This is a genomic window from Edaphobacter acidisoli, assembly GCF_014642855.1.
Taxonomy (GTDB): Bacteria; Acidobacteriota; Terriglobia; order Terriglobales; family Acidobacteriaceae; genus Edaphobacter; species Edaphobacter acidisoli.
Genome location: NZ_BMJB01000001.1, coordinates 2,706,136 through 2,731,347, shown reverse-complemented (window position 1 = coordinate 2,731,347; position 25,212 = coordinate 2,706,136). Strand labels below are relative to the sequence as shown.

At 59.8% G+C, this 25,212-nt stretch carries 20 protein-coding genes; 14 read left to right on the top strand and 6 right to left on the bottom strand.

The annotated features are described in order from the left end of the window. The first annotated feature begins 198 nt into the window (after positions 1-198). Genes IEX36_RS11015 through IEX36_RS11005 form a run of 3 tightly spaced genes read left to right on the top strand, consistent with a single transcriptional unit; the run spans position 199 to position 4,443 of the window. A complete protein-coding gene (locus IEX36_RS11015; RefSeq protein ID WP_188759351.1) occupies positions 199-1,404 on the top strand; it encodes a hypothetical protein in 1,206 nt (401 codons plus the stop codon). Beyond that, positions 1,401-2,924, top strand: a complete 1,524-nt coding sequence (locus tag IEX36_RS11010) for a DUF8832 domain-containing protein (RefSeq protein WP_229668884.1) — start codon at positions 1,401-1,403, stop codon at positions 2,922-2,924. Before IEX36_RS11015 ends, IEX36_RS11010 begins: the two co-directional genes overlap by 4 nt. 46 nt (positions 2,925-2,970) lie before the next feature. Then, the gene (locus tag IEX36_RS11005) at positions 2,971-4,443 is read left to right on the top strand and encodes a metallophosphoesterase (RefSeq protein ID WP_188759350.1); all 1,473 of its coding nucleotides are present in this window, start codon (positions 2,971-2,973) and stop codon (positions 4,441-4,443) included. Positions 4,444-4,448: 5 nt separating this feature from the next. Here the strand turns inward: IEX36_RS11005 and pyrG are convergent, their stop codons facing one another. Further along, on the bottom strand, positions 4,449-6,089 hold the full coding sequence (gene pyrG, locus IEX36_RS11000; RefSeq protein WP_188759349.1) for a CTP synthase: 1,641 nt from the start codon (positions 6,087-6,089) through the stop codon (positions 4,449-4,451). Between the two features lie 184 nt (positions 6,090-6,273). On the opposite strand from pyrG, the gene IEX36_RS10995 reads away from it, so the two are divergent. The 6 genes from IEX36_RS10995 to IEX36_RS10970 all read left to right on the top strand — a co-directional run bounded on the left by IEX36_RS10995 (position 6,274) and on the right by IEX36_RS10970 (position 9,410). After that, complete coding sequence (locus tag IEX36_RS10995) at positions 6,274-6,735, top strand: YraN family protein (protein WP_188759348.1); 462 nt, start codon at positions 6,274-6,276, stop codon at positions 6,733-6,735. Continuing rightward, a complete protein-coding gene (locus IEX36_RS10990) occupies positions 6,726-7,217 on the top strand; it encodes a DinB family protein (protein ID WP_188759347.1) in 492 nt (163 codons plus the stop codon). The genes IEX36_RS10995 and IEX36_RS10990 overlap by 10 nt, the downstream gene beginning before the upstream one ends. A 108-nt stretch (positions 7,218-7,325) precedes the next feature. Continuing rightward, positions 7,326-7,796: a hypothetical protein gene (locus IEX36_RS10985; RefSeq protein ID WP_188759346.1), complete on the top strand. Its 471-nt coding sequence runs from the start codon at positions 7,326-7,328 to the stop codon at positions 7,794-7,796. A gap of 155 nt (positions 7,797-7,951) precedes the next feature. After that, positions 7,952-8,449 carry a chemotaxis protein CheX gene (locus IEX36_RS10980; protein WP_188759345.1) on the top strand — a complete coding sequence of 166 codons (498 nt, stop codon included), beginning with the start codon at positions 7,952-7,954 and terminating at the stop codon, positions 8,447-8,449. Positions 8,450-8,494: 45 nt separating this feature from the next. Beyond that, positions 8,495-8,929, top strand: coding sequence for a thioredoxin family protein (locus tag IEX36_RS10975; RefSeq protein ID WP_188759344.1), 435 nt, complete (start codon positions 8,495-8,497; stop codon positions 8,927-8,929). Positions 8,930-9,011: 82 nt separating this feature from the next. After that, positions 9,012-9,410, top strand: coding sequence for an SRPBCC family protein (locus IEX36_RS10970; RefSeq protein WP_188759343.1), 399 nt, complete (start codon positions 9,012-9,014; stop codon positions 9,408-9,410). A gap of 29 nt (positions 9,411-9,439) precedes the next feature. Here IEX36_RS10970 and IEX36_RS10965 read toward each other — a convergent pair whose 3' ends face one another. The 4 genes from IEX36_RS10965 to IEX36_RS10950 form a co-directional block, all read right to left on the bottom strand. After that, positions 9,440-10,273 (bottom strand): transporter family protein, encoded by an 834-nt coding sequence (locus tag IEX36_RS10965; RefSeq protein ID WP_188759342.1) that lies wholly within the window; start codon positions 10,271-10,273, stop codon positions 9,440-9,442. Positions 10,274-10,386: 113 nt separating this feature from the next. Then, entirely contained in the window at positions 10,387-12,228 is a 1,842-nt protein-coding gene (locus IEX36_RS10960) for a glycoside hydrolase family 35 protein (protein WP_229668883.1), read from the bottom strand. A gap of 147 nt (positions 12,229-12,375) precedes the next feature. Next, positions 12,376-13,413, bottom strand: a complete 1,038-nt coding sequence (locus IEX36_RS10955) for an aldo/keto reductase (protein WP_188759341.1) — start codon at positions 13,411-13,413, stop codon at positions 12,376-12,378. A gap of 60 nt (positions 13,414-13,473) precedes the next feature. Further along, positions 13,474-15,282: an ATP-dependent DNA ligase gene (locus IEX36_RS10950; RefSeq protein ID WP_188759340.1), complete on the bottom strand. Its 1,809-nt coding sequence runs from the start codon at positions 15,280-15,282 to the stop codon at positions 13,474-13,476. Positions 15,283-15,483: 201 nt separating this feature from the next. Between IEX36_RS10950 and prfA the strand changes: the two genes are divergently transcribed. The 4 genes from prfA (at position 15,484) to IEX36_RS10930 (ending at position 22,123) form a co-directional block, all read left to right on the top strand. Beyond that, positions 15,484-16,560, top strand: coding sequence for a peptide chain release factor 1 (gene prfA, locus IEX36_RS10945; protein ID WP_188759339.1), 1,077 nt, complete (start codon positions 15,484-15,486; stop codon positions 16,558-16,560). 78 nt (positions 16,561-16,638) lie between these two features. Next, complete coding sequence (locus tag IEX36_RS10940; RefSeq protein ID WP_188759338.1) at positions 16,639-17,487, top strand: VOC family protein; 849 nt, start codon at positions 16,639-16,641, stop codon at positions 17,485-17,487. A gap of 9 nt (positions 17,488-17,496) precedes the next feature. After that, positions 17,497-18,375 (top strand): peptide chain release factor N(5)-glutamine methyltransferase, encoded by an 879-nt coding sequence (prmC, locus tag IEX36_RS10935; protein WP_188759337.1) that lies wholly within the window; start codon positions 17,497-17,499, stop codon positions 18,373-18,375. 130 nt (positions 18,376-18,505) lie between these two features. Then, a complete protein-coding gene (locus IEX36_RS10930) occupies positions 18,506-22,123 on the top strand; it encodes an outer membrane beta-barrel protein (RefSeq protein WP_229668882.1) in 3,618 nt (1,205 codons plus the stop codon). A 179-nt stretch (positions 22,124-22,302) separates the two neighbouring features. Here the strand turns inward: IEX36_RS10930 and IEX36_RS10925 are convergent, their stop codons facing one another. Further along, a complete protein-coding gene (locus tag IEX36_RS10925) occupies positions 22,303-23,571 on the bottom strand; it encodes a hypothetical protein (RefSeq protein WP_188759336.1) in 1,269 nt (422 codons plus the stop codon). Between the two features lie 365 nt (positions 23,572-23,936). On the opposite strand from IEX36_RS10925, the gene IEX36_RS10920 reads away from it, so the two are divergent. Then, on the top strand, positions 23,937-25,187 hold the full coding sequence (locus IEX36_RS10920; RefSeq protein WP_229668881.1) for a glycoside hydrolase family 27 protein: 1,251 nt from the start codon (positions 23,937-23,939) through the stop codon (positions 25,185-25,187). The last annotated feature ends 25 nt before the right edge of the window (positions 25,188-25,212 follow it).

Here is a 25,212-nt window from a genome sequence, read left to right as displayed (position 1 = left end):
TGATCCTAGCCTGATCTCGGCTGGTTCCCTGCCTGGTTTCTGCCGTGTTTGCCGTCCTGATGATGATGCCACGGCGAGGCGCGGAATGCGCTGATTCGAGACCGGATGACAGAGCGCCGGTTCCGAAATGAGAATGCCCTTTGTTTGACGCGGAACAGGGCTTTTGGGCGGTATAGCATAGCTGGTGTGTGAGGAGATATGGCGAGTTCAGCTTTGCCCGAGGGGCGTGCAGCGACCGAGGTGGTGGACAGGGCTGGAACGCGGGCCGGCGTTCCCTGGTATGTGTGGTGGGGCGTGGTGGCGGTGACGTCGTCGTCGATTGGCGGGGCGTGGGACGTGTCGTGGCACCGCTCGATTGGACGCGATACCTTCTGGACTCCGGCGCACATGGCGATCTATGCCTGCGGCGTGATTGCGGCGGTCATCTGCGGATACCTTATCTTTGCGACGACGTTTGGCTCTTCGGAGAAGATGCGTGCGGCGTCGGTGAATGTGTTTGGGCTGCGTGCGCCGCTGGGCGCGTTTATTGCGGCGTGGGGCGGCGTTGCGATGCTGACGTCGGCGCCGTTCGATAACTGGTGGCACGCGGCCTATGGGCTGGATGTGAAGATTGTGAGCCCGCCGCATACGCTGCTGATTCTGGGCATTCGCGCGGTGGCAGTGGGGATTCTGTTCCTGATTCTTGCCGGGATGAATCGCGCGGTGGCGGAGGGTACGGCGGAGGGCGATGAGAGCTTCCGCTCGCTGCGGCGGCTGTTTCTTTATCTCGGCGGGCTGATGGTCGGCGGGCAGATGTTCTTCCTGATGGAGTACACGTGGGACGTGAAGCTCCATACCGTCATTGCGTATATCGCGATGGCGATCGCGGTGCCGATTGTGCTGGCGGTGCTGTCGGAGGCGTCGCGCTACAGGTGGGCGGCGACCGCGGCGGCTGCGGTGTACATGCTGTTTGTGATGGGCGAGATTTTGATTCTGCCGCTGTTTCCTGCGCACCCGAAGCTGGGGCCGGTTTATTTTCCGGTCACGCATTTGGTGCCGGCGAAGTTTCCGATTCTGATGATTGTGCCTGCGCTGGCGCTGGATCTTTTGTGGCAGAGGACGCGGGAGTGGAAGCCGTGGATGATCGCGGTGGTCTCGGGCGTGGTGTTTACGGCTGTGCTGGTGGTGGTGGAGTGGCCGTTCGCTTCGTTTCTGCTGTCGAAGGCTTCGGAGAATCGCTTCTTCGGGACGATCTACTTCGACTACAACTCGCGGCCGAATGGGATTGACCGGCTGCGCGTGTTCTTTGAGCCGACGTATGGGCGGGAGCTGGCGATGGGGCTGCTGCGCGCGATGCTCTACGGCTCGATTGGCACGTGGGTTGGGTTGCGATTTGGCCGGTGGATGAGGAGCGTGCAGCGGTGAGGCGTGCTGGATTTCATGCTGGGTTGAGTTTGGTTGTTGCGGTTGCCATGCTGCTGGCGGCTCCGCGCGCGTGGGCGCATGTGGGCAGCAAGGATGTCTTTGAGCAGGTGGACGCGGGGCCGTACAAGCTGTTTGTGACGATTCGGCCGCCGACGGTGATTCCTGGTGTGGCGGCGATTGAGGTGCGGTCGAGCGGCGCGGCGGTGGACTCGATTGAGATTACGCCGATGCCGATGACGGGCGAGGCAGCGAAGCATCCGCCGACGCCGGATACGATGAAGCGCTCGGCGGATGATCGCGCCTTCTTCACCGGCAACCTTTGGATGATGGCTTCGGGGTCGTGGGAGGTGCGGTTTCGGATAGCGGGTGCGGAGGGTGAGCAGGTCGCTGCCGTGCCCGTGCCTGCGATCGCGCTTCAGACGCTGAAGATGAAGCGCGGGCTAGGGATGGTGTTGGGGCTGCTTGGATTGCTGCTGGTGTTCGGTATGGTGGGGATTGTTGGGGCCGCGGTGCGGGATGCCCGGCTGGAGCCGGGCGCGGGGCCTTCGGCTGACAGGAGATTGCGTGCGGGCTTTGCGATGGTCGCTGCGCTGGTGGTGATGGCGTTTGCGGTATGGGGTGGGGCGAAGTGGTGGAATGTTGAGGCGGCGAGCTACTCGCGCGATATCTATCACCCGCTGGTGATGACGCCGGTGCTGACGGGCAATCAGCTTCAGTTGCAGATTACGGCGTTCAAGCCGAAGGTGAAGGAGGTGTGGCGTGAGTCGCGTGGGCGCAGCAACAACGACTTCCTGCCCGATCATGGCCACCTGATGCACCTCTATGCGATTCGCTGGCCGGAGATGGATGTGGCGTTTCATCTGCATCCGGCGCTTACGGGAAAAGGGCTGTTTGAGGATGCGCTGCCGGCGATGCCTCCGGGTGAGTATCACCTATATGCAGACGTGGTTCATGCGAATGGCTTTCCGGAGACGCTTACGGCCACGCTGGATGTGCCTGCGGGAACGCAGGGCGGGGCGCTTGGGCCGGAAGATGCTGCGGGAAGGCCTGCGCCTGTGAGCAGCGGAATGCTGGGCGCGTCGTACACGCTGCCTGATGGCTATGTGATGGTGTGGGACAAGCCTGCGGTGATTCACGCGACGACGGGCTATGCCTTTCGCTTTCGCCTGATGGGGCCTGACGGCAAGCCTGCTGCGGACATGCAGCCGTATCTGGGGATGGCGGGCCATGCGGCGTTTGTGAAGACCGATGGGACGGTGTTTGCGCATACGCATCCGGAGGGCTCGGCTGCGATGGCTGCCGTGATGCTGGCGGATGCGAGCACGGGCGGTTCGACGAATACGGGTATGTCCGGCGACATGCCGGGCATGGCGATGGATATGCCGATGAATGCTACGCCGATGTCGAACGTGGTTGAGTTTCCTTATGGCTTTCCTACGCCGGGACGCTATCGCGTCTTTGTGCAGATGAAGCATGGCGGCACGGTGGAGACGGGCGTCTTCGATGTGATGGTGAATTGATTTTCTTTTGATTCACACATGCGCGCGGATACGCGACAATGAGCGGATGACTGGTTTCATGCGCCTGACGGGGCACGCTTGCTGCGTGCTGTTTCTCTTCGCATTTGCAGTAACGCATTATGCAGTGGCACAGGACCGCGCGCGCGCGGAGACGGTGCCTGCGCTGATGGTCAGCGATATTCACCTGGACCCGTTCTACGATCCGGCGAAGGCGAAGCAGTTGGTTGCTGCTCCTGCGAACGAGTGGGGCAGGATTTTGAACGGTCCGGATTCGCCTGGGCGCGCGGAGGCTTATGCGGCTTTGCAGAAGACGTGCAGCGCTAAAGGTGCGGACACGTCCAACCTGCTCTTTCAATCGAGCCTGCGGGCGATGCGGGCGCAGGGCGCGAACGCGCGGTTTGTGACGGTGAGCGGCGATCTGATCGCGCACCAGTTTCCTTGCAGGTTTCACGCGACCGTGCCGGACGGAACGCCGGATGAGTATGCGGCCTTCGTCGAGAAGACGATTGACTATGTGTTGACGGGGCTGCGGCGTGCGTTGCCGGGAGTGCCGGTCTATGCGGCGCTCGGCAATAACGACTCGGGCTGCGCCGACTACAGGATGGATACGGAAAGCAGCTTTCTGCGGGCGACGGCCCAGAGCGTGTTGCGTGGTTTGCCTGCGTCGGCGGAGAAACAGCGCGCTCTTGCTGACTTTGCCGAAGGCGGCTACTACAGCGTGACGATGGCCGCGCCGATGCGGCGGACGCGGCTGATTGTGTTGAACGATCTTTTTATGTCGCGCAACTATGCGACGTGCGAGGGTAAGGCTGATCCTGCGGCGGGTGAGGCGCAGCTTGCGTGGCTCGGGAAGCAGCTTGCGGATGCGCGGGCGCGGGGCCAGCGCGTCTGGGTGATGGGACATATTCCTCCTGGCGTGGATATTCACTCGGCCGCGCTGCACCTGCGGAAGGTTTGCAACGGTGCGTCGCCGCAGATGTTTCTTACGTCAGAGAAGCTTGCCGGTGTGCTGGAAGAGAATGCCGATGTGGTGCGGCTTGGCGTCTTTGCGCATACGCATATGGATGAGCTGCGGCTGCTTGCGCCTGAAGATGCGCCGAAGCAGATGGTTGCGATCAAGATGGTACCTTCGATTACCCCTGTGCACGGCAACAATCCGGCGTTTGTTGTTGCGCGTGTGAGTCCGGCATCGGCGGAGCTGAAGGATTACTCGGTGTTTGCAGCCTCGAATACTTCAGGCGTTCGGGCCACGTGGTCGAAGGAGTACACCTACTCTTCGGCGTACCACGAGAGCGCGTTTGCTCCGGCGCAGGTGGCGCACCTGGTGAAAGAGTTCGCTGCCGATCCGGAGGCGAAGTCGCCGGAGAGCAAAGCCTTTATTCAATACTTCTATGCAGGCGATACCTCCGGCCTGATTAAGCCGTTGTGGCCGGAGTATGTCTGCGCGCTTGCGCACACGGATGGGGCATCGTTTGCCAAGTGCGCCTGCACGGCGGAGAAGCGATCGAGCGGTGAATGAAGCGGCTACGCGGTGCGGCCGGCTGTGGCAGAGCCCTGATGAAGCTGCGCGAGCCGGTTCTGGTAGCTGGCTGCGACGAACTCGCGAAAGATCGGGTGCGGCTCGAGCGGCTTCGATTTGAACTCAGGGTGGAACTGGCAGCCGAGGAAGAACGGATGGCCCGGGATCTCGACGATCTCGACGTAGGTGGCGTCGGGTGTGGTGCCGGTGATGCGGAGGCCCGCGCCGGTGAGCACGGCTTCGTACTCGCGGTTGAACTCGTAGCGGTGGCGATGGCGCTCGGAGATCTGCGTGGTGCCGTAGGCGTGCGCGGCGATGGAGTCAGGCTCGAGCACGCAGTCCCACGCGCCGAGGCGCATGGTGCCGCCCATCTCTTCGACGCCGGTCAGCTCGCGTAGCTTGTAGATGATGCGGTAAGGTGTGGCGGGGTCGAACTCGCCTGAGTTTGCGTCTTTGAGGCCGCAGACGTTGCGGGCGTACTCGATGCAGGCCGTCTGCATACCCAGGCAGATGCCGAAGTATGGTGTGCCGGACTCTCGCGCGTAGCGGATGGCGTTCAACATGCCCTCGATGCCGCGCTTGCCGAAGCCGCCGGGAACGAGGATGCCGTCGAAGCCTTCGAGCTGGCGGGCACAGTCTTCGGTTTCGAGGCCCTCGGCTTCGAGCCAGGTCACGCGGAGTTTGAGGTTGTGCGCGAGCGCGCCGTGGACCAGCGCCTCTTTGAGTGATTTGTAACTGTCTTCGTACTCGACGTACTTGCCGACGATGGCGATGGAGACCTCGTCCTGCGGATGGTAGGCGCGATGAACAATGTCCTTCCACTTGGAGAGGTCTGGGGCCTTCGCTTCCATGCGGAGATATTTGAGCGCGAGCGTATCGACGCCCTCGGCGGCGAAGGCCGTCGGGACCTCGTAGATGCTGGCGACGTCGCGGGCGGCGATGACTGCGGGCTCTTCGACGTTGCAGAAGAGGGCGATCTTCTGGCGCATCTCGCGCGGGACGGCGCGGTCGGAGCGGCAGAGCAGGATGTCGGGCTGGATCCCGATAGAGAGCATCTCCTTGACGGAGTGCTGTGTTGGCTTGGTCTTCAGCTCCTGCGCGGCGGCGATCCACGGGATGAGCGTGACGTGAACGAAGCAGGTGTTGTCGCGGCCGAGGTCCTGGCGCATCTGGCGGATGGCTTCGAGGAAGGGGAGCGATTCGATGTCGCCTACGGTGCCGCCGATCTCGATGATGGCGACTTCGCAGTCGGCGGCGACCTTGCGCATGGCGGCCTTGATCTCGTTGGTGACGTGCGGGATGACCTGCACGGTCTTGCCGAGGTAGTCGCCGCGGCGCTCTTTGGTGATGATCTGCTCGTAGATGCGGCCGGTGGTGAGGTTGTTGTCGCGGGTGAGGCGGGCGTGGGTGAAGCGCTCGTAGTGGCCGAGGTCGAGGTCGGTCTCGGCGCCGTCGTCGGTGACGAAGACTTCGCCGTGTTGGAAGGGCGACATGGTGCCGGGGTCGACGTTGAGGTAGGGGTCAAACTTCATGAGGTTGACCTTGATGCCGCGGGCCTCCAGCAGGCAGCCGATGGAGGCTGCGGCAAGGCCCTTGCCCAGACTGGACACAACTCCACCCGTTACAAAGATGTACTTTGCAGACATGTCCGCGACCTCGTGCTAAGTTTTTGGAATTTGTGCGTGGTGGGCACGATTAAGTATGGCAGGGTTCGGGGACGGAATCAATGGGGTTGTTCGCGCCCGCGAATTTATTGAGTTGGTGTCGTGATTTCCGCAGAACTGAACTTCCTGCCGGACATACAGCGGGACAAAGGATAAGCTGGAGCACATGGTCGGGGTAGATATCCGGGTCGATTTAGAGGCATCGATTTTGCGCAGGCTGGATGGGTTGGGACGCGGACGACGCCAGACTGCCGCGCATCTGGCGGCAGGTGCGGCAGGCGAGCGGGAGGCGCTGTTTCATCTGCGCAGGCAGGGGTATACCATCGTGGCCCGGCGCTGGCGCACGCCGAAGCTTCCGGGTGACGTGGACCTGATCGGCTGGGATGGAGACTGGCTCTGCTTTGTCGAAGTGAAGACCCGCACGGTGCGCGATGTGGTCGATCCGGCGGAAGCCGCCGTGGATGACGACAAGCGCAGAGTGGTGCGCAGGATGGCGCGGGCTTATCTGCGCAGGTTTCCGCGAGAACTACGCGACGGTATCCCGGTGCGGTTTGATGTGGTCTCGGTATACTTGCAACCGTCAGGGAACGAGTTTGAGTTGTATCGGGGAGCGTTCGGATGGGAGTGACCTACACGACAGGAACGGATGTAGCGCTGCTCGATCCGGCGGAGTTGGCAGAGCGTCTGGGAGCGGTGCTGCGCGATGCGATGCCGTGGCTTGCGACGATATCGGAGCAACAGGCCAGCGTGCCCGAGGCCGAGGGGAAGTGGTCGGCGAAGCAGGTGATTGGACACCTCACCGATTCTGCGGTGAATAATCTGGCGCGTATCGTGCGGATGGAGATTGCTGCTGACGAGGATTTGGCGGGCTATCGTCAGGAGGAGTGGGTGCGATTGCAGCACTACGCCGAGCGTGGCTGGCCAGAGGTGCTGGGGTTGTGGTTTGCGCTGAACGAGCATGTCGAGTGGGTCATCGCGCATGTTAGTAAGAAGAGTCTGGCGAACACGGCTCGGGTTGCGGGCGCGACCATCACACTGGGCTTTCTGATTGAGGATTATGTTGCGCATATGCAGCATCACCTGCGGGCGATGCGTCGCTGGCTGGAATGAGGCGGCTTCTGTTTCTGCCTCGGCGGTGTCTAATTAATGGGAAGCGATTGAAATGCCTGTGAGTGTCTGCAAGAGACGGATGCTCGGGATACGAGGGAGAGTGAATCGATGACGCTGCTGAATGCACCGGAGTTTAACAGCCGCAGCGAGGCGCGCAAGACGAACCTGCTGATCGGCAGCGGAGTGATCATCGTATTGGCGGCTGTGATTGGTGTCGGCGGCTACATTATGGGCCACGGCTGGTTCTTCTCGTTGTTGCCGGTTGAGCACCACATCAATGTCTTCCTCGATGCGCTTCAGTCTAAGGATTACAACAAGGCCTATGGCATGTGGATGAACGATCCTGACTGGCAGCAGCATCCGCAGAAGTACGACTACACCATCCAGCGCTTTACGGAGGACTGGACGACGGCCAGCGACTGGGGGCCGATTACCTCGCATAAGGTGGATATTTCGAAGCGCACCGGCTCGGGCGTGATTATTGCGGTCAAGGTGAACCATAGCCCGAAGGAGCTGTTCCTCTGGTATGAGAAGTCGAACGGGACGATGACCTATTCGCCGTATGAGCTTGGGCATTGATGGATCGAACCCGTGGGCTGCTCGACCTTCTAACGGTTTCTTTCTCAGTAAAGATGCTCTCACGCTTGCGCAACCCCTGCCGATAGAGCCTATAGCGCGGTGGCACACGTGCTTCTGCGCGTAAGGTAAATACGGTTGGACGAAAGAGATGACCTATGGCGCAGGTGATCGAAGGGGTGCAGAGCGTGTCCGCAATGGTGGCGGATGTGGCTTATCTGGACCAGGCTGTTGAAGAAGTCTTCGGATTGATGCTTGGGGCCGCTGTGACGCACGTCAACGGCAAAGTGAATATTGAGCCGGAGTGCGAGACGCTGACCGCTGTGATCGGTCTGGCTGGCGCTCTCAGTGGAGCGTGCACCATACAGGCAAAGGCGGGGACCGCGATGCAGATGACCTCCCGGATGATCGGGACGGAGGTCCACACGATTGACGACGCTGTGCTCGATGGCCTGGGCGAAATTAGCAACATGCTTGCCGGCGCGTGGAAATCGAAGATGCCTCCACTGAACGCCGACTGTCTTCTTTCGGTGCCTACGATTGTGACCGGGACGCGGTACACCGTGCACAGACAGAAGCCGGACTTCTATGTGGAGCGGCATTACACGCTGGAGGACCACGCCTTTATCGTTCGCGTATACGGCGAGATTCAATAGGCTCTCAGGTTGTAGGCTGGTACCAAGCTGGGAGGAGCAGCCGGTATGCCAGTTCTGCGTACATGCACAAATTGTCAGAGGAAGAACCGCGTTGGCGCTTCGCATCTGGCGGACACTGGCCGCTGTGGAGCGTGCAAGGCGGCGCTGCCTCCCGTGAACGAGCCGCTGCAGGTGGATACGGCGCTCTTTGACGAGATTGTTCAGGGCGCGCGCGTTCCGGTGCTGGTGGATTTCTGGGCCGACTGGTGCGGTCCGTGTCACATGGCTGCTCCTGAAGTCGCGCGTACGGCCGCGGAGATGGCAGGACGGGCCATTGTCATGAAGGTGGATACCGAGCAGTACCCGGAGCTGTCGGCGCGGTATAACGTGCGCGGGATTCCTAACTTTGTTGTCTTCTCTGGCGGCAAGGTTGTGATGCAGCAGGCGGGAGTTGTCGGCCATGAGCAGATGAAGGCGTGGCTTAGCGCCGCCGCATCTTAATTGAATCCCTCTCAATTCACTGCAATCCAATTCAGCGTCATTTCTATTTTGAAATTTCATCGCTGAGTGGAGGAGTGTTCGTATGGCTTCTGTTTATCGGGAGATTGTGGTCGATGTTCCAGCCAGCCGTGCGTGGGCGGCGTTGCAGGATATGGGTCGCGCTGACCGGCTGTTTGCCGGCGTGCTGGTGTCTTGCAGTCTGGCTGAGGGGGTGCGCACGGTGGAGTTTGCCAATGGATTTGTGGCGAAGGAGCGCGTCATCACGGTCGACCATGAGCGCCGCAGGGTTGTGTATTCCGCGCTGAACGAGGCATTTGTGCATCACAGCGCTACGATGCAGATCGTTGCTGAAGGAGACGCGCGGTGTCGCTTCGTCTGGACGAGCGATGTGCTGCCGGAGCAGGCCGCGGATAGGATTACCCCGCTGATTGATGCCGGCTGCGCCGCGGTGAAGAAGAATCTGGAAGGCGGCGCGGCTTAGGACAGCGAGGGGTCTTCTGCGCGAGCCGCCTAGAAGAGAAAGCGGCTCGTGAAGATGAGGGCGTGGTTGTAGGTGTGGAATTTGCTGGTGGCAATCTGCTCGCCTGCGCCGATGCTGAGACCCATGCGGGTGTGCTGCTCTCTGCGGACTGGGATCTTCCCCAGCAGCAGCTCCGGCATCAGGAACTCCTGGCTTTTGCCATCGTTTGGGCCGCCGTGAAAGAAGGTTGCGTTTGATTCCATGGCTGGCCAGAAGTAGCGGCCGAGGTGGTACTGCGCGGAGGTGTTCCAGACGATGGGCCGTCCCAGTTTTACCGTGTTGCCTGTCGGCAGGGTTGCGCCGATCGTGTTCTGGAGGTTGAAGCGGCCGAATCCTTTGCCGGTCTCGAAGGTCGGCGAAAGGCTGGCATTGGTGCTGCCATTCTTGTAGCTGCCGGTGGGGATGCTGATAGGCAGGCACATGCTGATGGCGTAGTTGCCGTGCTCGGCGTTGCCGGTAGCGATGCGATACTTCACGGCGAAGGACATGTCTCCGGCGCCGTCGATGGTGGTGGGCGCGCTGTGCGTCAGGAAAGGCGGCAGGTTGATGTCAATCTCGGTGTTGGCCCACGGGATGAGGTTAACGCCTTTGCTGGTCCCGTAGTTCCAGGTCGTCGTGCGTGTGGGAGTGATCTGGCGGGTGAAGTCGGTGCGCGCTACCTGAATGAGCCCGTTGAAGATGGTGATGAGCGGAGGCGACCAGGCGGGCTGTTTGGCCTGCGTGGCGGAGGTGCGGGCTTCCCACTTCTCGAAGAAGTTGTCCTGTGCGCGGAGCACGGATGCGGATAGAAGGACACAGAGCAACAGAGCGATTCGTCTGGCCAAGGGGTGTGGTCTCCAAAATGGTACGGAACTGGGCTAGCGTCGCAGACACAGCCCGTTCCGCACAACCAACTTTAGGTGGAGATTTTTCTCACCCTTGTCGCAGACAGCCCTTGTTATTGAGCAACCGCTCCGGCCCAGCTCAAGGCTGGTTTGTCGAGTCCGCTGACGGAGCGGCCCGGCTCGCCCTGGAGATCAAACACCGTGATCTGGTTTGCGCCCTTCACGAGCCATGGTCCCGGAGTGTAGAGTGCGCGCTGTGGCCCGATGTTCCAGATGCGGCCGAGCGCGTGTCCGTTCAGCCAGAGGGCGCCTTTGGTGAACTGGCTGGTGTCGAGGAAGGTGTCTGCGGTTGCGTCGAGGTTGAAGCTGGCGCGATAGAAGCATGCGCCTGAGCATGGCTTGTCAGAGAACTTGAGCGTGTTGAGGTCGTTCATGGGCAGCGAGTAGATGTCCCATCCGGTGAGCGTCTTACCGTCGAGCGTTACATGGTTGGTGATGCCGGCGCGCTCGCCGGGCATAGCATGAGCGAAGTTTACGCGGGCTGTGTTTTCGACGAGGATGTCGAGCCGCTGGTGGTGCTTGTCTGCGGGCAGCGTGATCTGGTTTTGCTTCAGACGCCGATCGAGCGCGCCGACCAGCTTGCCGTTCAGGTAGATCTGCGCGTAGCTATGCAGTTGGTCGAGCACGAGCACGCCGCTGTGCTTAATTTTTCTGCGATAGAGGATGTAACCGTAGGACTGGCCGACGTCTTCCATGCTCAGGATCTGTTTTGAGTGAACGGGCTGCGGAAGGTTATCCCACAGCGATGCTGCTTCGGTCATCTGCACCGCAGGCACGGTGATTGCTGGCGCAACCTCTGGCACTGGCGGTGGTGTGATGCCTGTCGCCTCGGCAATTACTTTGCGGAAGGCGTAGTACTTCGGCGTGGTGCGGCCGCTTTCGTCGAGCGGCGAATCGTAGTCGTAGCTGGTCACGTCCGGCTCGTAGCTGCCTTTGCCATCGCTGTTCGCGCCGTTCATGAAGCCGAAGCTGGTGCCACCGTGGAACATATAGAGGCTGACCGAGTAGCCTTTGTCGAGCATCCACTTCAGGTTCGAGGCCTGGATGGCGGTGCTTGTGTGTGCGTGGTGGCCACCCCAGTGATCGAACCATCCGTCCCAGTACTCGCTATTGAAGCGTGGACCTGTGGGGCGGAACTTTTCGAGCACGGCAAAGTTCTTCTCGGCGTCGCCTTCGCGGTCGGCGCCAAAGTTGATGCCGACGGGAAGCTCGGCGAGCGAGCCTGCTGGAACTTCTTCGGGACCGTCGGCGGTGTAGAGCTGCGACTCGGTGAATCCGGCATCGACGAGAGCTTTGTGGACCTGCTCCATGTAGACATGGTCGCTGCCGTAGGAGCCGTACTCGTTCTCAACCTGCGTGAGGATGATGGGGCCGCCGTTGCCGATCTGGAGCGGGGCAACTTCCTGGCCGAGGCGCTTGATCCACGCGGTTGCGGGAACCATAAACTTCGGGTCTGTGGTGCGGACGGCGAGGCCTTGCCGCTGGTCCTTCAGCAGCCACGCGGGGAAGCCGCCCCACTCCCACTCGGCGCAGTCGTAGGGGCCGGGGCGCAGGATGACGTAGAGGCCCTCCTGCTGCGCCTCGCGGATGAACTCGGCCACGTCGTTGTTGCCGGTGAAGTCGAAGACGCCTGGCTCGGGCTCGTGTTTGTTCCAGAAGACGTAGGTGGTGATGGTGTTCAGGCCCATGGCTTTGGCCATTTCGAGGCGCGCGCGCCAGTACTCGCGTGGGATGCGCTGGTAGTGCATCTCGCCGGAGATGACCTGGAACGGCTTGCCGTCCAGAACGAAGTGGTTGCCTTCCACGCCGAAGCTGTGCTTCGCAGAGGGTTGAGCAAAGCCGCTTCCACAGATCACAAAACAGGCCAATAGCAGAACAAGCAGTCTGGAGCGCACGAGTCCCTCACCGTCACAAAAGAATGGGCGCGAGGCCGGCAGCGATGGCAAACCTCAAACCGTTGCCAATTCTACCGTTTTGTTTCGATGTGGTGCAATCGTTTTCATGAATGCGTCGCCGCGACTCCTGACCGGCGGCGGCTTACTCTACACAGGCTTCGGGTTGCGCTCTTCGAATTGCAACTGGTGCCAGTAGGGATAGGCGCGCGGCAGCTCGCTGGCGGCGTCGAGTTTGGCGATCTGCGCTGCGGTGAGCTTCCAGCCTGTCGAGCCGATGTTCTGCCGCAACTGCTCCTCGTTGCGCGCGCCGATGATGACGGTTGAGATGGATGGCCGACTGAGCACCCAGTTCAGCGCGATCTGCGGGACGGTCTTGCCGGTCTCGTTGGCGACTTCGTCGAGCGCATCGACAACCTTATAGAGATATTCCTGGTCGGGCTGGGGCCCCGAGTCTGCGGCGAGCTTCGATTGCAGGCGGCTGTCTTTGGGGAGCGGCTGGCCGCGGCGGATCTTTCCGGTGAGGCGTCCCCAGCCGAGCGGAGACCAGACGAGCGCGCCGACACCCTGATCGAGCGCAAGCGGCATCAACTCCCATTCGTAGTCGCGACCGACGAGCGAGTAGTAGACCTGATGGCCGACGTAGCGCGACCAGCCGTACCGTTCGCTCACGCTGAGCGACTTCATCAGGTGCCAGCCGGAGAAGTTGGAGCAGGCAATGTAGCGCAGCTTGCCCGCGGTGATGAGGTCGTCGAGCGCGCGCAGCGTCTCTTCGACCGGCGTGGTCGCGTCGAATGCGTGCAGGTGGTAGACGTCGATATAGTCGGTGCCGAGGCGCTTCAGGCTGCGTTCGGCGGATTGAATGAGGTGGTAGCGCGAAGAGCCGACGTCGTTCGCGCCCTTGCCGAAGCGGAAGGTCGCTTTGGTGGAGATCAGCAGGTCTTCACGGTTGAGGTGCACGATGGCCTTGCCCAGCACGGTTTCACTGCTGCCGTTTGAGTAGATGTCTGCTGTGTCGAAGAAATTGATACCAGCGTCCATGCAGATATCGACGATGCGCTTCGCCTCGGCCACGTCTGACGCGCCCCACGCTTTGAAGAACTCGTCGTTATGTCCGCCGAATGTTCCGCAGCCGAAGCAAAGCTCCGGCACCTTCAAACCTGACCTGCCAAGCTGTCTGTAGTTCATGCCCTTAGGATGCCACTAAATGCTGCCGAGGTTCTGCATGGATGTGTTAATTAGGGAGGATTACTCGACTGGCTTGTCTACCTGCGATTGATAGATCTCTTCGACGCGCTCGACTGTGTCGATTTCGCTGACTGGCTTGTCGTCCCGGATGCGCAGGATGCGCGGGAAGCGCAGGGCGAAGCCGCTGGCGTGTCGGTCGCTGCGCATGATGTTGTTGAAGGCGACTTCGAGGATGCGGAGCGGTTCGACGGTGCGGAAGAATCCTTCGTCCACGAGCGTATGGGCCATCATCCATGCGCTCATCTCGGCTATCTCGGCATCAGTCAGGCCAGAGTAGGCTTTGCCGACGTTCAGCAGCTCGCCGTTGGCGGCGCGCACGGCGAAGGTGTAGTCGCTGAGGATACCTGCGCGCTTGCCGTGACCGAACTCTGCTCCTGTGACGACTACATCTAACGTTGCCAGTTCGCGCTTCAGCTTCAGCCAGGCCAGTCCGCGGCGCCCGGGCTGATAGATGGAGTCGGCTGCTTTCAGCATGACGCCTTCGTTGGCGCGTGCGCGCGCATCGGTGTAGGCGCGCTCGATTTCGTCTGCGCTTTGGACGAGCCGTGAGGGTGCGAGGAGCAGGCGCGAGAGTGCGGCGCTTTCTTCTCCGGCGAAGAGCACGGCCTGAGCATTGCGGGCGCGTTCGTCCACGATGATGGACGCGGTTGCATGCCCGGTCAGCTTCTCGACTACTGATTCAAGACGGTTGCGACGTTCCTTGAGTGGGCGCTCCAGTAGCAATGCGCTCTCGGCAAACATCAGATCGAAGGCCATGAAGACGACGGGGACCTGTGCGCGCAGCTCATTCGAGACGCGCTTGCGTCTGAGCCGCGTTGCCAGCACAGCAAACGGCAGGGCGCGCGCTGTGTCGAAGTCCCAGCCGAGGATTTCGCCGTCGAAGATCAGCGCGCCCGCATGTTCGCTTACGCGCGAGAAGGCTTCCTGCAATTCGGGAAAGCTCTCGGTCACATCTTCGCGGTTGCGCGAGTAGATGGCGACGCGCCCGGGCTGGCTGGCGTCGCTACAGTGTATCTGCGCTCTCATGCCGTCGTACTTGTCTTCGAGAAATGCTGCGACGTGCTCTGGCTCGTCGCCCTCGTGCGGCTTCGCCGCGAAGCGCTCTACTGCTTCTTCCGGCGAATCCACCGGCGAGGCAAGCATGAAGCCGAGTGGATGGAAGAGGCGCATCCGTGCTTCGGCGAGCGTGCCTGCGAACGCTCGCTCTGTTGCTGCGCTCAGGTCGGCTTCGAGCATCACGGCGTTTCTGACGGCGGCGACGGCAACTTGCGCGGCAGCGGCGATTGCTTCTTCGATGAGGCTTTGCTTCACGCCAATGCGCATGTCGCCCACCATCAGCTTCAGCAGGTACTTTGCTTCGAGCGGGGAGGCGCGTTGCAACAGGCCTTCAACCAGACTCGCGCGTGCTGCTGTGGTTCGTGCTGCTGCCATGGCTGTAAAGGCTTCGGCTATATTTTGGAGGGTCGGTGGACGGGTTCGCTCTGTGGCTCGCGTAGACAATAGATCGAACCCAGCGGCTCCGAGATCGCCGTGCCGTTTGTACTCTCGCGACAACTCGGCTTGCGATGCGCCCGAGACAGCCAACAGCGCTTTCGAGAGCAACGATCCGCCTGCGTTTAGCTTGCGTGGGTCGGCTTCGGCAAACGGCATTCCTGCCAGGTAGAGCGCGAACAGGCCAGCATCTTCGCTTTCGGGCGCGGCTATATGCACGGCGGCAATGGCTTCTGCGATGGCCGCGCGCTTCTTCAGTCGGCTCGGCTCGTGAGCCAACTCATCCGCCAGCTTCGCCAAATCTGCGAACAGTGCCATCCGTTCCTCTCCGGTAAAGATGCGCGCAGAACCCTCCTCGATAGGAGTAACATCTAAATAGAGCCATGTGTGCCAATGCAAATCCGGTGAATACCTCCCGCGTGACCCCCTCGCGTCACGACTTTGCCTAGCTGCGCTCGCCTCTTAATCGCTTTCCAGAACAACTGCGTGACAAAAGATTTGCTATAAGGATTTTTCTGTATGTTCGACCGTCTCGATCAACTCGAAGCCCGTTATGAAGACCTTGGCCGTCAGCTTGCCGATCCTACGCTGGTTGCTGACCAGAAGAAGTTTGCCGCCACGGCGAAGGCCCACCGCGACCTTGAGCCTACGGTGGAGAAGTTCCGCGAGTACCGCGAGGTGAAGCAGGGGGTTGCCGACGCGAAGGCGATGCTGGCTGAGTCTGATCCGGATATTCGCGCCATGGCGCAGGAGGAGTTGCTCGCGCTTGAGCCGCGGCTGGTTGAGATCGAGGAGCAGCTCAAGGTGATGCTACTGCCCAAGGATCCCAACGACGACAAGAACATCATCATCGAGCTGCGCGCGGGCACGGGCGGCGACGAGGCGGCGATCTTTGTGTCGGAGATGTTCCGCATGTATCTGCGGTTTGCCGAGCAGCATAAGTGGCGCGTCGAAGTGCTCTCGACATCGGAGACCGGCATCGGCGGCGGCATGAAGGAAGTGACGGCCATCTTCGAAGGAGACAAGGTCTACTCGCAGATGAAGTATGAGTCCGGCACGCACCGGGTGCAGCGGGTGCCCGCGACGGAGACGCAGGGCCGCGTACACACCTCGGCCATTACGGTGGCTGTGCTGCCTGAGGCCGAAGAGGTCGATATCAAGATTGAGGCCAAGGACCTGCGCATTGACACGTTCTGCTCGTCGGGACCGGGCGGTCAGTCGGTGAATACGACGTATTCCGCTGTTCGCATTACGCACATTCCGACGAATACGGTGGTGAGCTGCCAGGACGAGAAGTCGCAGATCAAAAACCGCGAGAAGGCCATGCGTGTGCTGCGCGCTCGCTTGTACGAAGTGGAAGAAGAGCGGATTCACCAGCAGCAGGCGAAGGACCGCAAGCAGCAGGTAGGCACCGGCGACCGGTCGGAGAAGATTCGTACATACAACTTCCCGCAGAACCGCTTGACCGACCATCGCATCGGACTGACGAACCATCAGCTCAACATGGTGATGGAAGGGATGCTGCAGCCCACGATCGACGCGCTGATCGCGCACAACGTGGCGGAGAAGCTGAAGTCGGAGTCCGCGGCGGTCTGACGGCCTGCGCGCGCGATGGATTTGGCATCGTGCTCTCCCATGGGTGACAATCGGTACGACCACTTCAGGGAGTCACGCATGACCAGGCAGCATCTTCGCACTTCGGCCCGCATCGCAGCGCTTGCACTTGTTTCGCTGATTTTGACCAGCTTTGCTTCGGCTATTGGAGACCAGAGCGATCCACCGCCTCTGGCCGGCATCGCGCATGTTGCCATTCGCGTGCATGATCTGGATGCGTCGGCGAAGTTTTACCAGGAGCTTGGCTTTGATCAGCCATTCAACCTGTCGCGCAATGGCCAGCTCTACGAAGCGTTCGTCAAGATCAATGACACGCAGTTCATCGAGTTGTATCCCACGACGGCCAAGGCCCCTGCGCCCAGCTTTCTGCATCTGTGCTTCGAAGCTGTCGATCTGAATGCGGTTTATCAGGACTACACCACGCGCGGTCTCACTCCGCGGACGGCTGTGCGCAAGGCCGGAGCGGGCAATCTGCTGTTCACGATGGACGGGCCGGAGCAGCCTTTTGGACCGCAGAACATCGAGTACACGCAGTATCAGCCCGGTTCGAAGCACTATGAAGACCGCGGCAAGGACCTCGGCGCCGACCGCGTTGCCGATAAACTGATGCGCGTGACGCTGGCAGTTGAAGACACTGCGGCGGCGCGCGACTTTTACGTGAACCAGCTTGAGTTCAAGCCGATTGCGGGTTCGCTGACGCTCTACCATCTGCCAGGCGACTCGGGCGAGCAGGTTGAGATTGTGCCTGCGGCTACGCTTGGCAACCACGCTCGCATCACGCTCCAGACCAAGAGCCTCTCGCGCAGCGAACATCTGCTGCGCAAACAGCACATCGCCTTCACGAAGATCGACGGTGCGATCAATATGCTTGACCCGGATGGCAATGTTATCCGCATCGAGCAGAGATAACATCAGACTATGACGCTTCGCGAAGCCATTGCCGAAGCTGCAGAGCGCCTGGCTGGCGACGCGCATCTCTCTGCCTCTGCGCGCCGCGATGCCGAGTTTCTGATGATGCACACGCTTGGCATTAGCCGCGCTCAGTTGCTTGCTCATCCTGACCGTTTGCTTGTTGAGGCTGAACGAATCACCTATAAAGATGCTATTCAGCACCGCTTGCGGCACGAGCCAGTGCAATACATCATCGGGGAGCAGGAATTTTACGGGCTTGTCTTCCGCGTTACGTCGGACGTTTTGATTCCCCGGCCTGAGACTGAGCATCTGGTGGAGGCTGTGCTGGCGCACTTCCGAGGGCGTGCCATCGAACCATTGCGCATCGCTGATATTGGCACAGGCTCTGGAGCAATTGCGATTGCACTGGCTATGCATTTGCCCGGGGCGGAGATCGCGGCGACGGACGCCTCACGCGAGGCGCTTGCGATTGCCCAGATGAACGCTCGCGACCATGGTGTTGCAGATCGCATCTATTTCAGCGAAGCTGATTTGCTGGACATACCAATTAATGAGCCGGGTGGTCAACGTTCGGGCCATTTGTTCGATGCCATCGTCAGCAATCCGCCATATATTGCTCTGACTGAGGCTGGTGAGTTGCATCCGCAGGTTCGCGAGCATGAGCCTCATCTGGCTCTGTTTGCAGGGACCTCGGGGCTCGATGTCTACCGTAGGATGATTCCTCAAGCGGCTGACAACCTTAAGCCTGGCGGCTTGCTTGCGCTTGAGATTGGCCACGGCCAGCGCGGGGATATCGCAGATTTGCTCGAAACGTGGCAAGGCGTGAGGTTCATCGAAGACCTGCAAGCGATCCCACGCGTGGCCCTTGCACAGAAACCCGCCTAAATACTCAACAAGCCGTTAGGAAGCGTGAAAACGGGACGGCGTTTTCAATGTGGTTCAGATCGTGAACCATTTCTGTTGACATGCCTCAAAGTTGCGGCCTATAGTTTTGCGCACAAGCGGTACGACCAATTTGTGGCAGAGAAACGAAATCGAGATCGACCCTGAACCAACCCTGTTTGATTCAAGAGGAAAATACTATGCCAGCACGCTACCTTCGAGGCCTATTCCTGACGGGAGCATCCTGACGGCGCTGTTCGCCGTGGCTCTCTTCTGCTCGTCTCCATCTAATGCGAACGCCCAGGCGGCTGGTACGGCCAGCATCGCAGGCGCCGTAGCTGACCCGACCGGCGCGGTCATTCCCGGCGCGGCCGTCACACTGACTGCAACAGCTACGGGCGTCAAACGGGCCGCAGTGAGCGACTCAAACGGCCTGTACACCTTTCCGAATATCCCGGTCGGCACTTATTCGCTTTCGGTAAGCATGAGCGGCTTCCAGACCTACACCCAGACGCACATCGTTCTCGAGGTCGGCAGCAGCATCTCGGTCAACGTGAAGATGACGGTTGGCAGCGCAACACAACAGGTCGAGGTCCAAGCAAGCGGTCTCGCGCTGCAGACCGAGGACACAACCTTCAAACAGACCATCGACCACCAGGCCGTCACGGAGATGCCGCTCAATGGGCGTCAGATGACTGCCTTGATTACGCTCTCTGGCGGCTCGACTGCTGCTCCAGGTGGTGACTTTACGGGCAGCAAGTATTCCTACCAGACTGTTTCGGTCTCAGTCGCCGGAGGTATGGGCAATACAACGATGTGGAGGCTCGACGGCGGTGACAACAACGACTATATGGGCAATGGCAATCTTCCATTTCCCTTTCCGGATGCGGTGCGCGAGTTCAGCGTTGAGGCTGCGGGCCTTAGCGCACAGGACAGCATGCACACCGGCGGCATGGTCAACGTCATCACCCAGTCTGGAACCAATACCTTCCACGGTTCGGCGTTTGAGTTCATCCGCAATAACTACTTCGACGCAACCAACTTCTACTCGACTTGTACGCCAGTTGCTCCTAAAACAACTTGCTCGGCGAAAGATACGCTTCACCAGAACCAGTACGGCGGCACATTCGGCGGTCCTATCCGCAGGGACAAGCTCTTCGCCTTCGCGGCATATCAGCGCACGAAAGCCGACCAGTCTCAGGCAGCAACACAGGCCCACGTTCCCACTGCCGCAAATCTCGCTGGTGATTTCTCCGTTACGGATGGCTCCAACTGCGTAGCAAAGCCGGTGCAGCTGGTCGATCCGCTTACTGGAGTCGCGCTTGCAGGTAACAAGTATGCAAGCCAGCCAACATACAACGCGCAGGCCTTGAACCTGATGAAGTATCTCCCCCAACCCATTCCGTCCGTCGATACACAAGGTTGCGGGCTCGTGTCGTATGCAATTCCGTCGCAGACTGCGGACAATCAGTTTGTTACTCGAGTCGACTGGACTATCAACGCAAACAACAACTTCTATGCCCGCTACTTCATCGACGGTTATCAGGCGCCTGCCTTCTTCTCGCCAACCAACATCCTCATTACTACGCAATCGGGCAATTCGGAGCGCGTGCAGAGCTTTACCATGTCCGAGGCCTACACGATCAGCAGCCGCACCATCAACACAGCGCACGCAACTCTACTGCGGCGGCGAGACAACCGCGGATATGCGGCTAACGATATCAACGCTGCCACGCTTGGCGTCAATATCTATCAGTACGTACCGAACGGTCTGCAACTGACGACGACGAACAAATTCACCATTGGCGGTGGAACGAACTCGGTCTCTCACTTCAACGACAACACACTTGCGCTCGCGGACGATGTCACAATGCTGCGCGGCAAACATCAGTTCGTTATTGGCGGACAGTGGGTGCAGAATCAGCTCAATATCGGCAACGTCTATGAGGGCAATGGTCAATTCACCTTCCAGGGTGTTTATAGCTCGAACGGGCCTAATGGAGGCTCGTCGGTTGGCGATCCCAATCTGGACTTCCTGATGGGTGCTATGTACGCCTTCCAGCAGAGCAAGGAGCAGCAGAACGCTCTGCGTGGGCCCATTCCCAGCTTGTACGTTCAAGACACCTATCATGCTACGAGTCGGCTCACCATCAACGGTGGTCTGCGCTGGAGTCCCAACTTCATGCCGGTTGATGTATTCAATCGCGGAGTCGTCTTCAGTATGGCAAACTTCCTTTCAAATACGACCAGCTCGGTCTATTCCAACGCTCCTGCTGGTGTGCTTTTCTATGGCGACCACGGTGTTTCCCGTCAATTCACGAAGAACTCGCCATGGCAGTTCTCGCCTAATATCGGTGTCTCCTTTGATCCCACCGGCAGCGGCCAGACTGTACTGCGCGCAGGTTTCGTGATGGGCTACGACCAGGTCAACTTCTTTACCGCTCAGCGCAATCAGCAGAACCCTCCATTCGCCACGGCCATCGCCCAAACACAGACCAGCACCTCAGGTCCGATGAGCTTTACGAGTCCGTGGTCGGTTGGCCAGGTAACAACGAGCCCATTCCCCCAACCGGTCATTCCAACTCCTGCGAATGCTCAGTTCTTTGCTCAATCGCAGTACATCTTCATGCCTGCGCAGTTCAAGTCGTCTTACACCGAGCAGTGGACGGCGAGCATTCAGCATGATTTCAGCCGCGGATGGCAAGGTCAGGTCCAATACATTGGAAGCCACACGGTCCATGCACCTATGGGCACTCCTATGAGTGCAGCTACTTTCGTGCCCGGTGTCTGGGGTGCGAACGGCACTGGATGCACGGGCGTTGTTGTTACCGGGCCGGCTGGCAAGCCTGGCGCAGGTAAGTCCGGAACGCCCTGTTCTACGACTGCAAACGAGGCTCAGCGCTTCTATCTCACGCAGCAGAATACGAGTCAGGGAAACCAATACCTTGGTGGCGGCGGTGGCACAGTGCTCATCAATGACACTGGCATGGCCAACTACAATGGCCTCATCGTCTCTGCTCAGCATCGTCTCTCCTCTACATTCAGCCTGTTGGCGAACTATACCTGGTCCAAATGCCTGAATATCGAAGATGCTCAGGGCGACCTTGCTAGCACGACCGTTGAGAACCCCGCCAATCCCGGTATGGATTATGGTCCTTGCGGCTCTGACTATCGCAATGTTGAGAACGTCTCTCTTGTGACGAGGAGCGCGTTTCATCTGGCCAACCGCTTCGCCTCACTTGCGGCTAACGGTTGGGAATTTGCTCCGCTCATCCATATCGTCAGTGGGGCGCCATTCACTGTTACCTCAGGAGTCGATAATTCCTTCACTGACGTAGGCAACGATCGCCCCAATCTGGTTCCCGGGGTTCCTGTCTACCTTCATCAGAAGCTTCGCTCTGCCAGCGGAGCGGCCAATCGTGGCTATCTGAATCCGGCGGCATTCTCTCAGGTCTGCCCGTCTGGCTCGACACCATTGACCTGCTCGGGATATGGCACCTACGGCAACATTGGCAAAAACTCCTTCAGAGGACCGACGTCATTGCAGTTCGACGCTCAGGTCTCCCGCGTATTTCCTATCCACGAGCGGTTTAATGCAACGCTCCGGCTTGAAGCCTTCAATGTCCTTAACCATCCGATCTTTGGCAACCCAACCGCTGGCTTGAGCTCATCCACCTTCGGTCAGGTATCCGGACTAGCGTCTGGAACTAACGCAAGGCTTTTCCAAGGATCGATCAAACTCAGCTTCTAGTGCGATGTACCCACGCCCCTCGCCTGGTTAATTCCCGGCGAGGGGCTTTTTATGCAACGCGTCGCCAAAATGGATCGGTGTGGGACAACATTTCCTGTTACCAGCTCGGTGCCGGTTCGCATCGGCGTGTGAGATTCATGTCTCGTCCAGCAAGCGATGTGCGGAGATTGGGCTTTTATTTAGTTGTTATGGATGTGGACTGCGATGACCTTGGGCTGGGTGCTGCTGTTGCCGACCAGGCTTGTCTCCAGCAGTACCTCAAATCGCTTCAGCGATCCGTTAGGGTTGGTAGCGCGCGCAAGAATCTGCTCCATCGGGCCCGGATTCAGCAGCAGGTCCGATGCCGCACCCGTAGGCATGGTGGTCGTCGATTCGACGAGAAGCACCTTGCCGGTCCCATTCAAGTTGTTGGTCAAAGCGATGAGAGCGTAAGCGTGCTCGGGGTCATTCCATATCCATTTGTACGAAGACTTTTCGCCCGCGGCTGGATGATGATCAATGACAGTGATGCTGTTTTCGACACCGTCGTAGGACATGGTGAAGTCCTGGTCTTTGTCGAAGAGCTGCACCCATGGGTTGAACGCGGGCGACCCGATCAGGACGGCGTTTGCATCCATCAGGTCTTCCGGCCTGATCTCTCGCGCGTAGTGGATGAAGACGCGCTGGTCATTCCGCACCTCGGGCAGGCGCACGAGCGCTGTGGCCAGCTTCAGGTCCTGCACGCTGACGTAAGCACGCGTCGCCAGCGGCGCCCAGTGATAATCATCAGGAGTCTGCGCGAAAGGGCTGCTGAGATAGGCGCGCTCGGAGTATTCGTTGATATTCACCTGCTGCCGAGCCAGGTTGTCGAACATATCCACGCCCGCGTCGCCCGCAATGATGAGCGTTCTCTTGTCGCCTGGGAAGACCGTGCGCCACAGCACAGCGGCGGGGCTGGACGGATGATTGCGACTTCGCGTGAAGTGCTGGTAGGCGAGCAGCGCAGCGGCCCCGAGGGCGAACGCAGCCAGGAGTGAGACCGCTGTCCACAGGCGGCTAAACGTGTGCCGGGCCAGGGGAGCCTCACGCGGAGCATCTTCAAGGAGGGGGCTTCTCTCCGCGTCGGGTTGCTCCTGAACTTCCGTGGCCCTTTCGAAGAGTGGGACATACGTCCCGCGAGGCACCGTAATGCGCAGCTCGTCTGCGGCGCCTTCTTCCTGGTAATAGAGCTCGAGCCGCTGCCGCAGCAGGCGGGCCGTGCCGCGAACGATGTTGTCGTCGCCGGGATTGTAGTGCGCAGGGCGCCCGAAGACCCGCACGCCAATCTGCTGCTCGGTGATCTCGTCCGTATGTCCTTCAATGGCCCGCTCGCAGATGTAGAGCAGAAAAGCAGAGAGCCGCGACGCTCGGGAAAAGCTTTTGCTGTGGACCACGCGTTGGACTGCCTGCCACCGCGGATCAGATTTCAAGGAGATAGCTTCAGGCGGGCCGCTGTCAGGATCGGAATTGGAACCGTTTACATGTTGGTGGCGAAAATCGTCCGGCGCAAGTGAGGAATCCACGATGACATCTGTGGAGGAAGCTTCGTAATGTGCCATTTCGCGCTTCATGTCGTAGCCGGTTGAAAGCCGCACATCAATCTATCACAACGAATATATCCTTGTATCTTATTGAAACTAATTGATATTTCACGGTGTATTCACGGTGAAGTCCCCGTAAAAACACGTTTCGCACTTTCTGATCGCGGCGCATGATCGTCCGCATGATCAACAATCTTCAATTTGCGGAGCCTTGCTCTCCGCTGCGCCGTTCGTTGATGCGCCGGACCGTATGGATGTTTTTAGGATTGGCTGCGGCAGCATTTCTTCTTGCGGCCTTGCCGGCCATGGGCCAGGTTGCTTCACGACCTCCGATGGGCTGGAACAGTTGGAACCACTTCGGCCGCAATGTAAACGATGCCGATGTGCGTGCGGCTGCCGATGCGCTCGTCTCCAGCGGCATGCGCGATGCCGGTTACATCTATGTCAACATCGACGACACGTGGGAGGGGACCCGCGACGCCGAGGGCAACATTCAAAGCAACGAGAAGTTTCCCGACATGAAGGCGCTGGCCGACTATGTCCACTCCAAGGGGCTGAAGCTCGGCATCTACTCCTCACCTGGGCCGAAGACGTGTGCTGGCTTTGAAGGCAGCTATGGCCACGAGGAGCAGGATGCCCGCACCTATGCCGCATGGGGCATCGACTATCTGAAGTACGACCTTTGCAGTTACAGACTCATCCTGGCGCAGCAGGCCGACAATCTTTCTGCAGCGCAGAAGGATGTCTTGAAACAGGCGGTTGCCGATCCTCGCCAGCAGAGGATGGTCATGATGCGTATGTCTGACGCATATTCGCCAAAGCAGATCGAAACAATGAAGGCCGCGTACGAGAAGATGCATCAGGCGCTCGCGAAGACGGGACGCCCAATCGTCTTCAGCCTGTGCCAGTACGGACTGGGAGATGTGTGGAAGTGGGGAGCGTCAGTAGGCGGGAATGCATGGCGTACCACTGGCGATATTCGCGACAACTATGGTTCGATGTCTGCGATTGGATTCGGTCAGCTCGATATCGCGCAGTACGCGGGGCCCGGGCACTGGAATGATCCTGACATGCTGGAGGTCGGAAACGGCGGCATGACTGCCGACGAGTATCGCACGCACATGTCGTTGTGGGCGCTGCTGGCCGCGCCTCTGTTGGCGGGCAATGACTTGAGCAAGATGACTCCGGAGACGCTCAGCATCCTGACGAACCACGACATCATTGCTGTCGATCAGGACGCGCTGGGCAAGCAGGCAGACCGTGTGTGGGCCTCGGGCGCGAAAGAGATCTGGTCCAGGCCGCTCACCGGAGGCGCCGTTGCTGTGGGCCTGTTCAACCGAGGCGACGAGGCAACATCGGTTACGTTGAATTTTTCCAACGCAGGTGTACGCGGCCCGGCAAAGGTGCGCGACTTGTGGGCAGGCAAAGATCTCGGCCGCATGCGCGACACCTACACAGCGACAGTTCCGCGGCATGGCGTGGTCATGTTGCGGCTGGAACCGTAAGCGATTCGAGAGTTTCCCAGGCAGA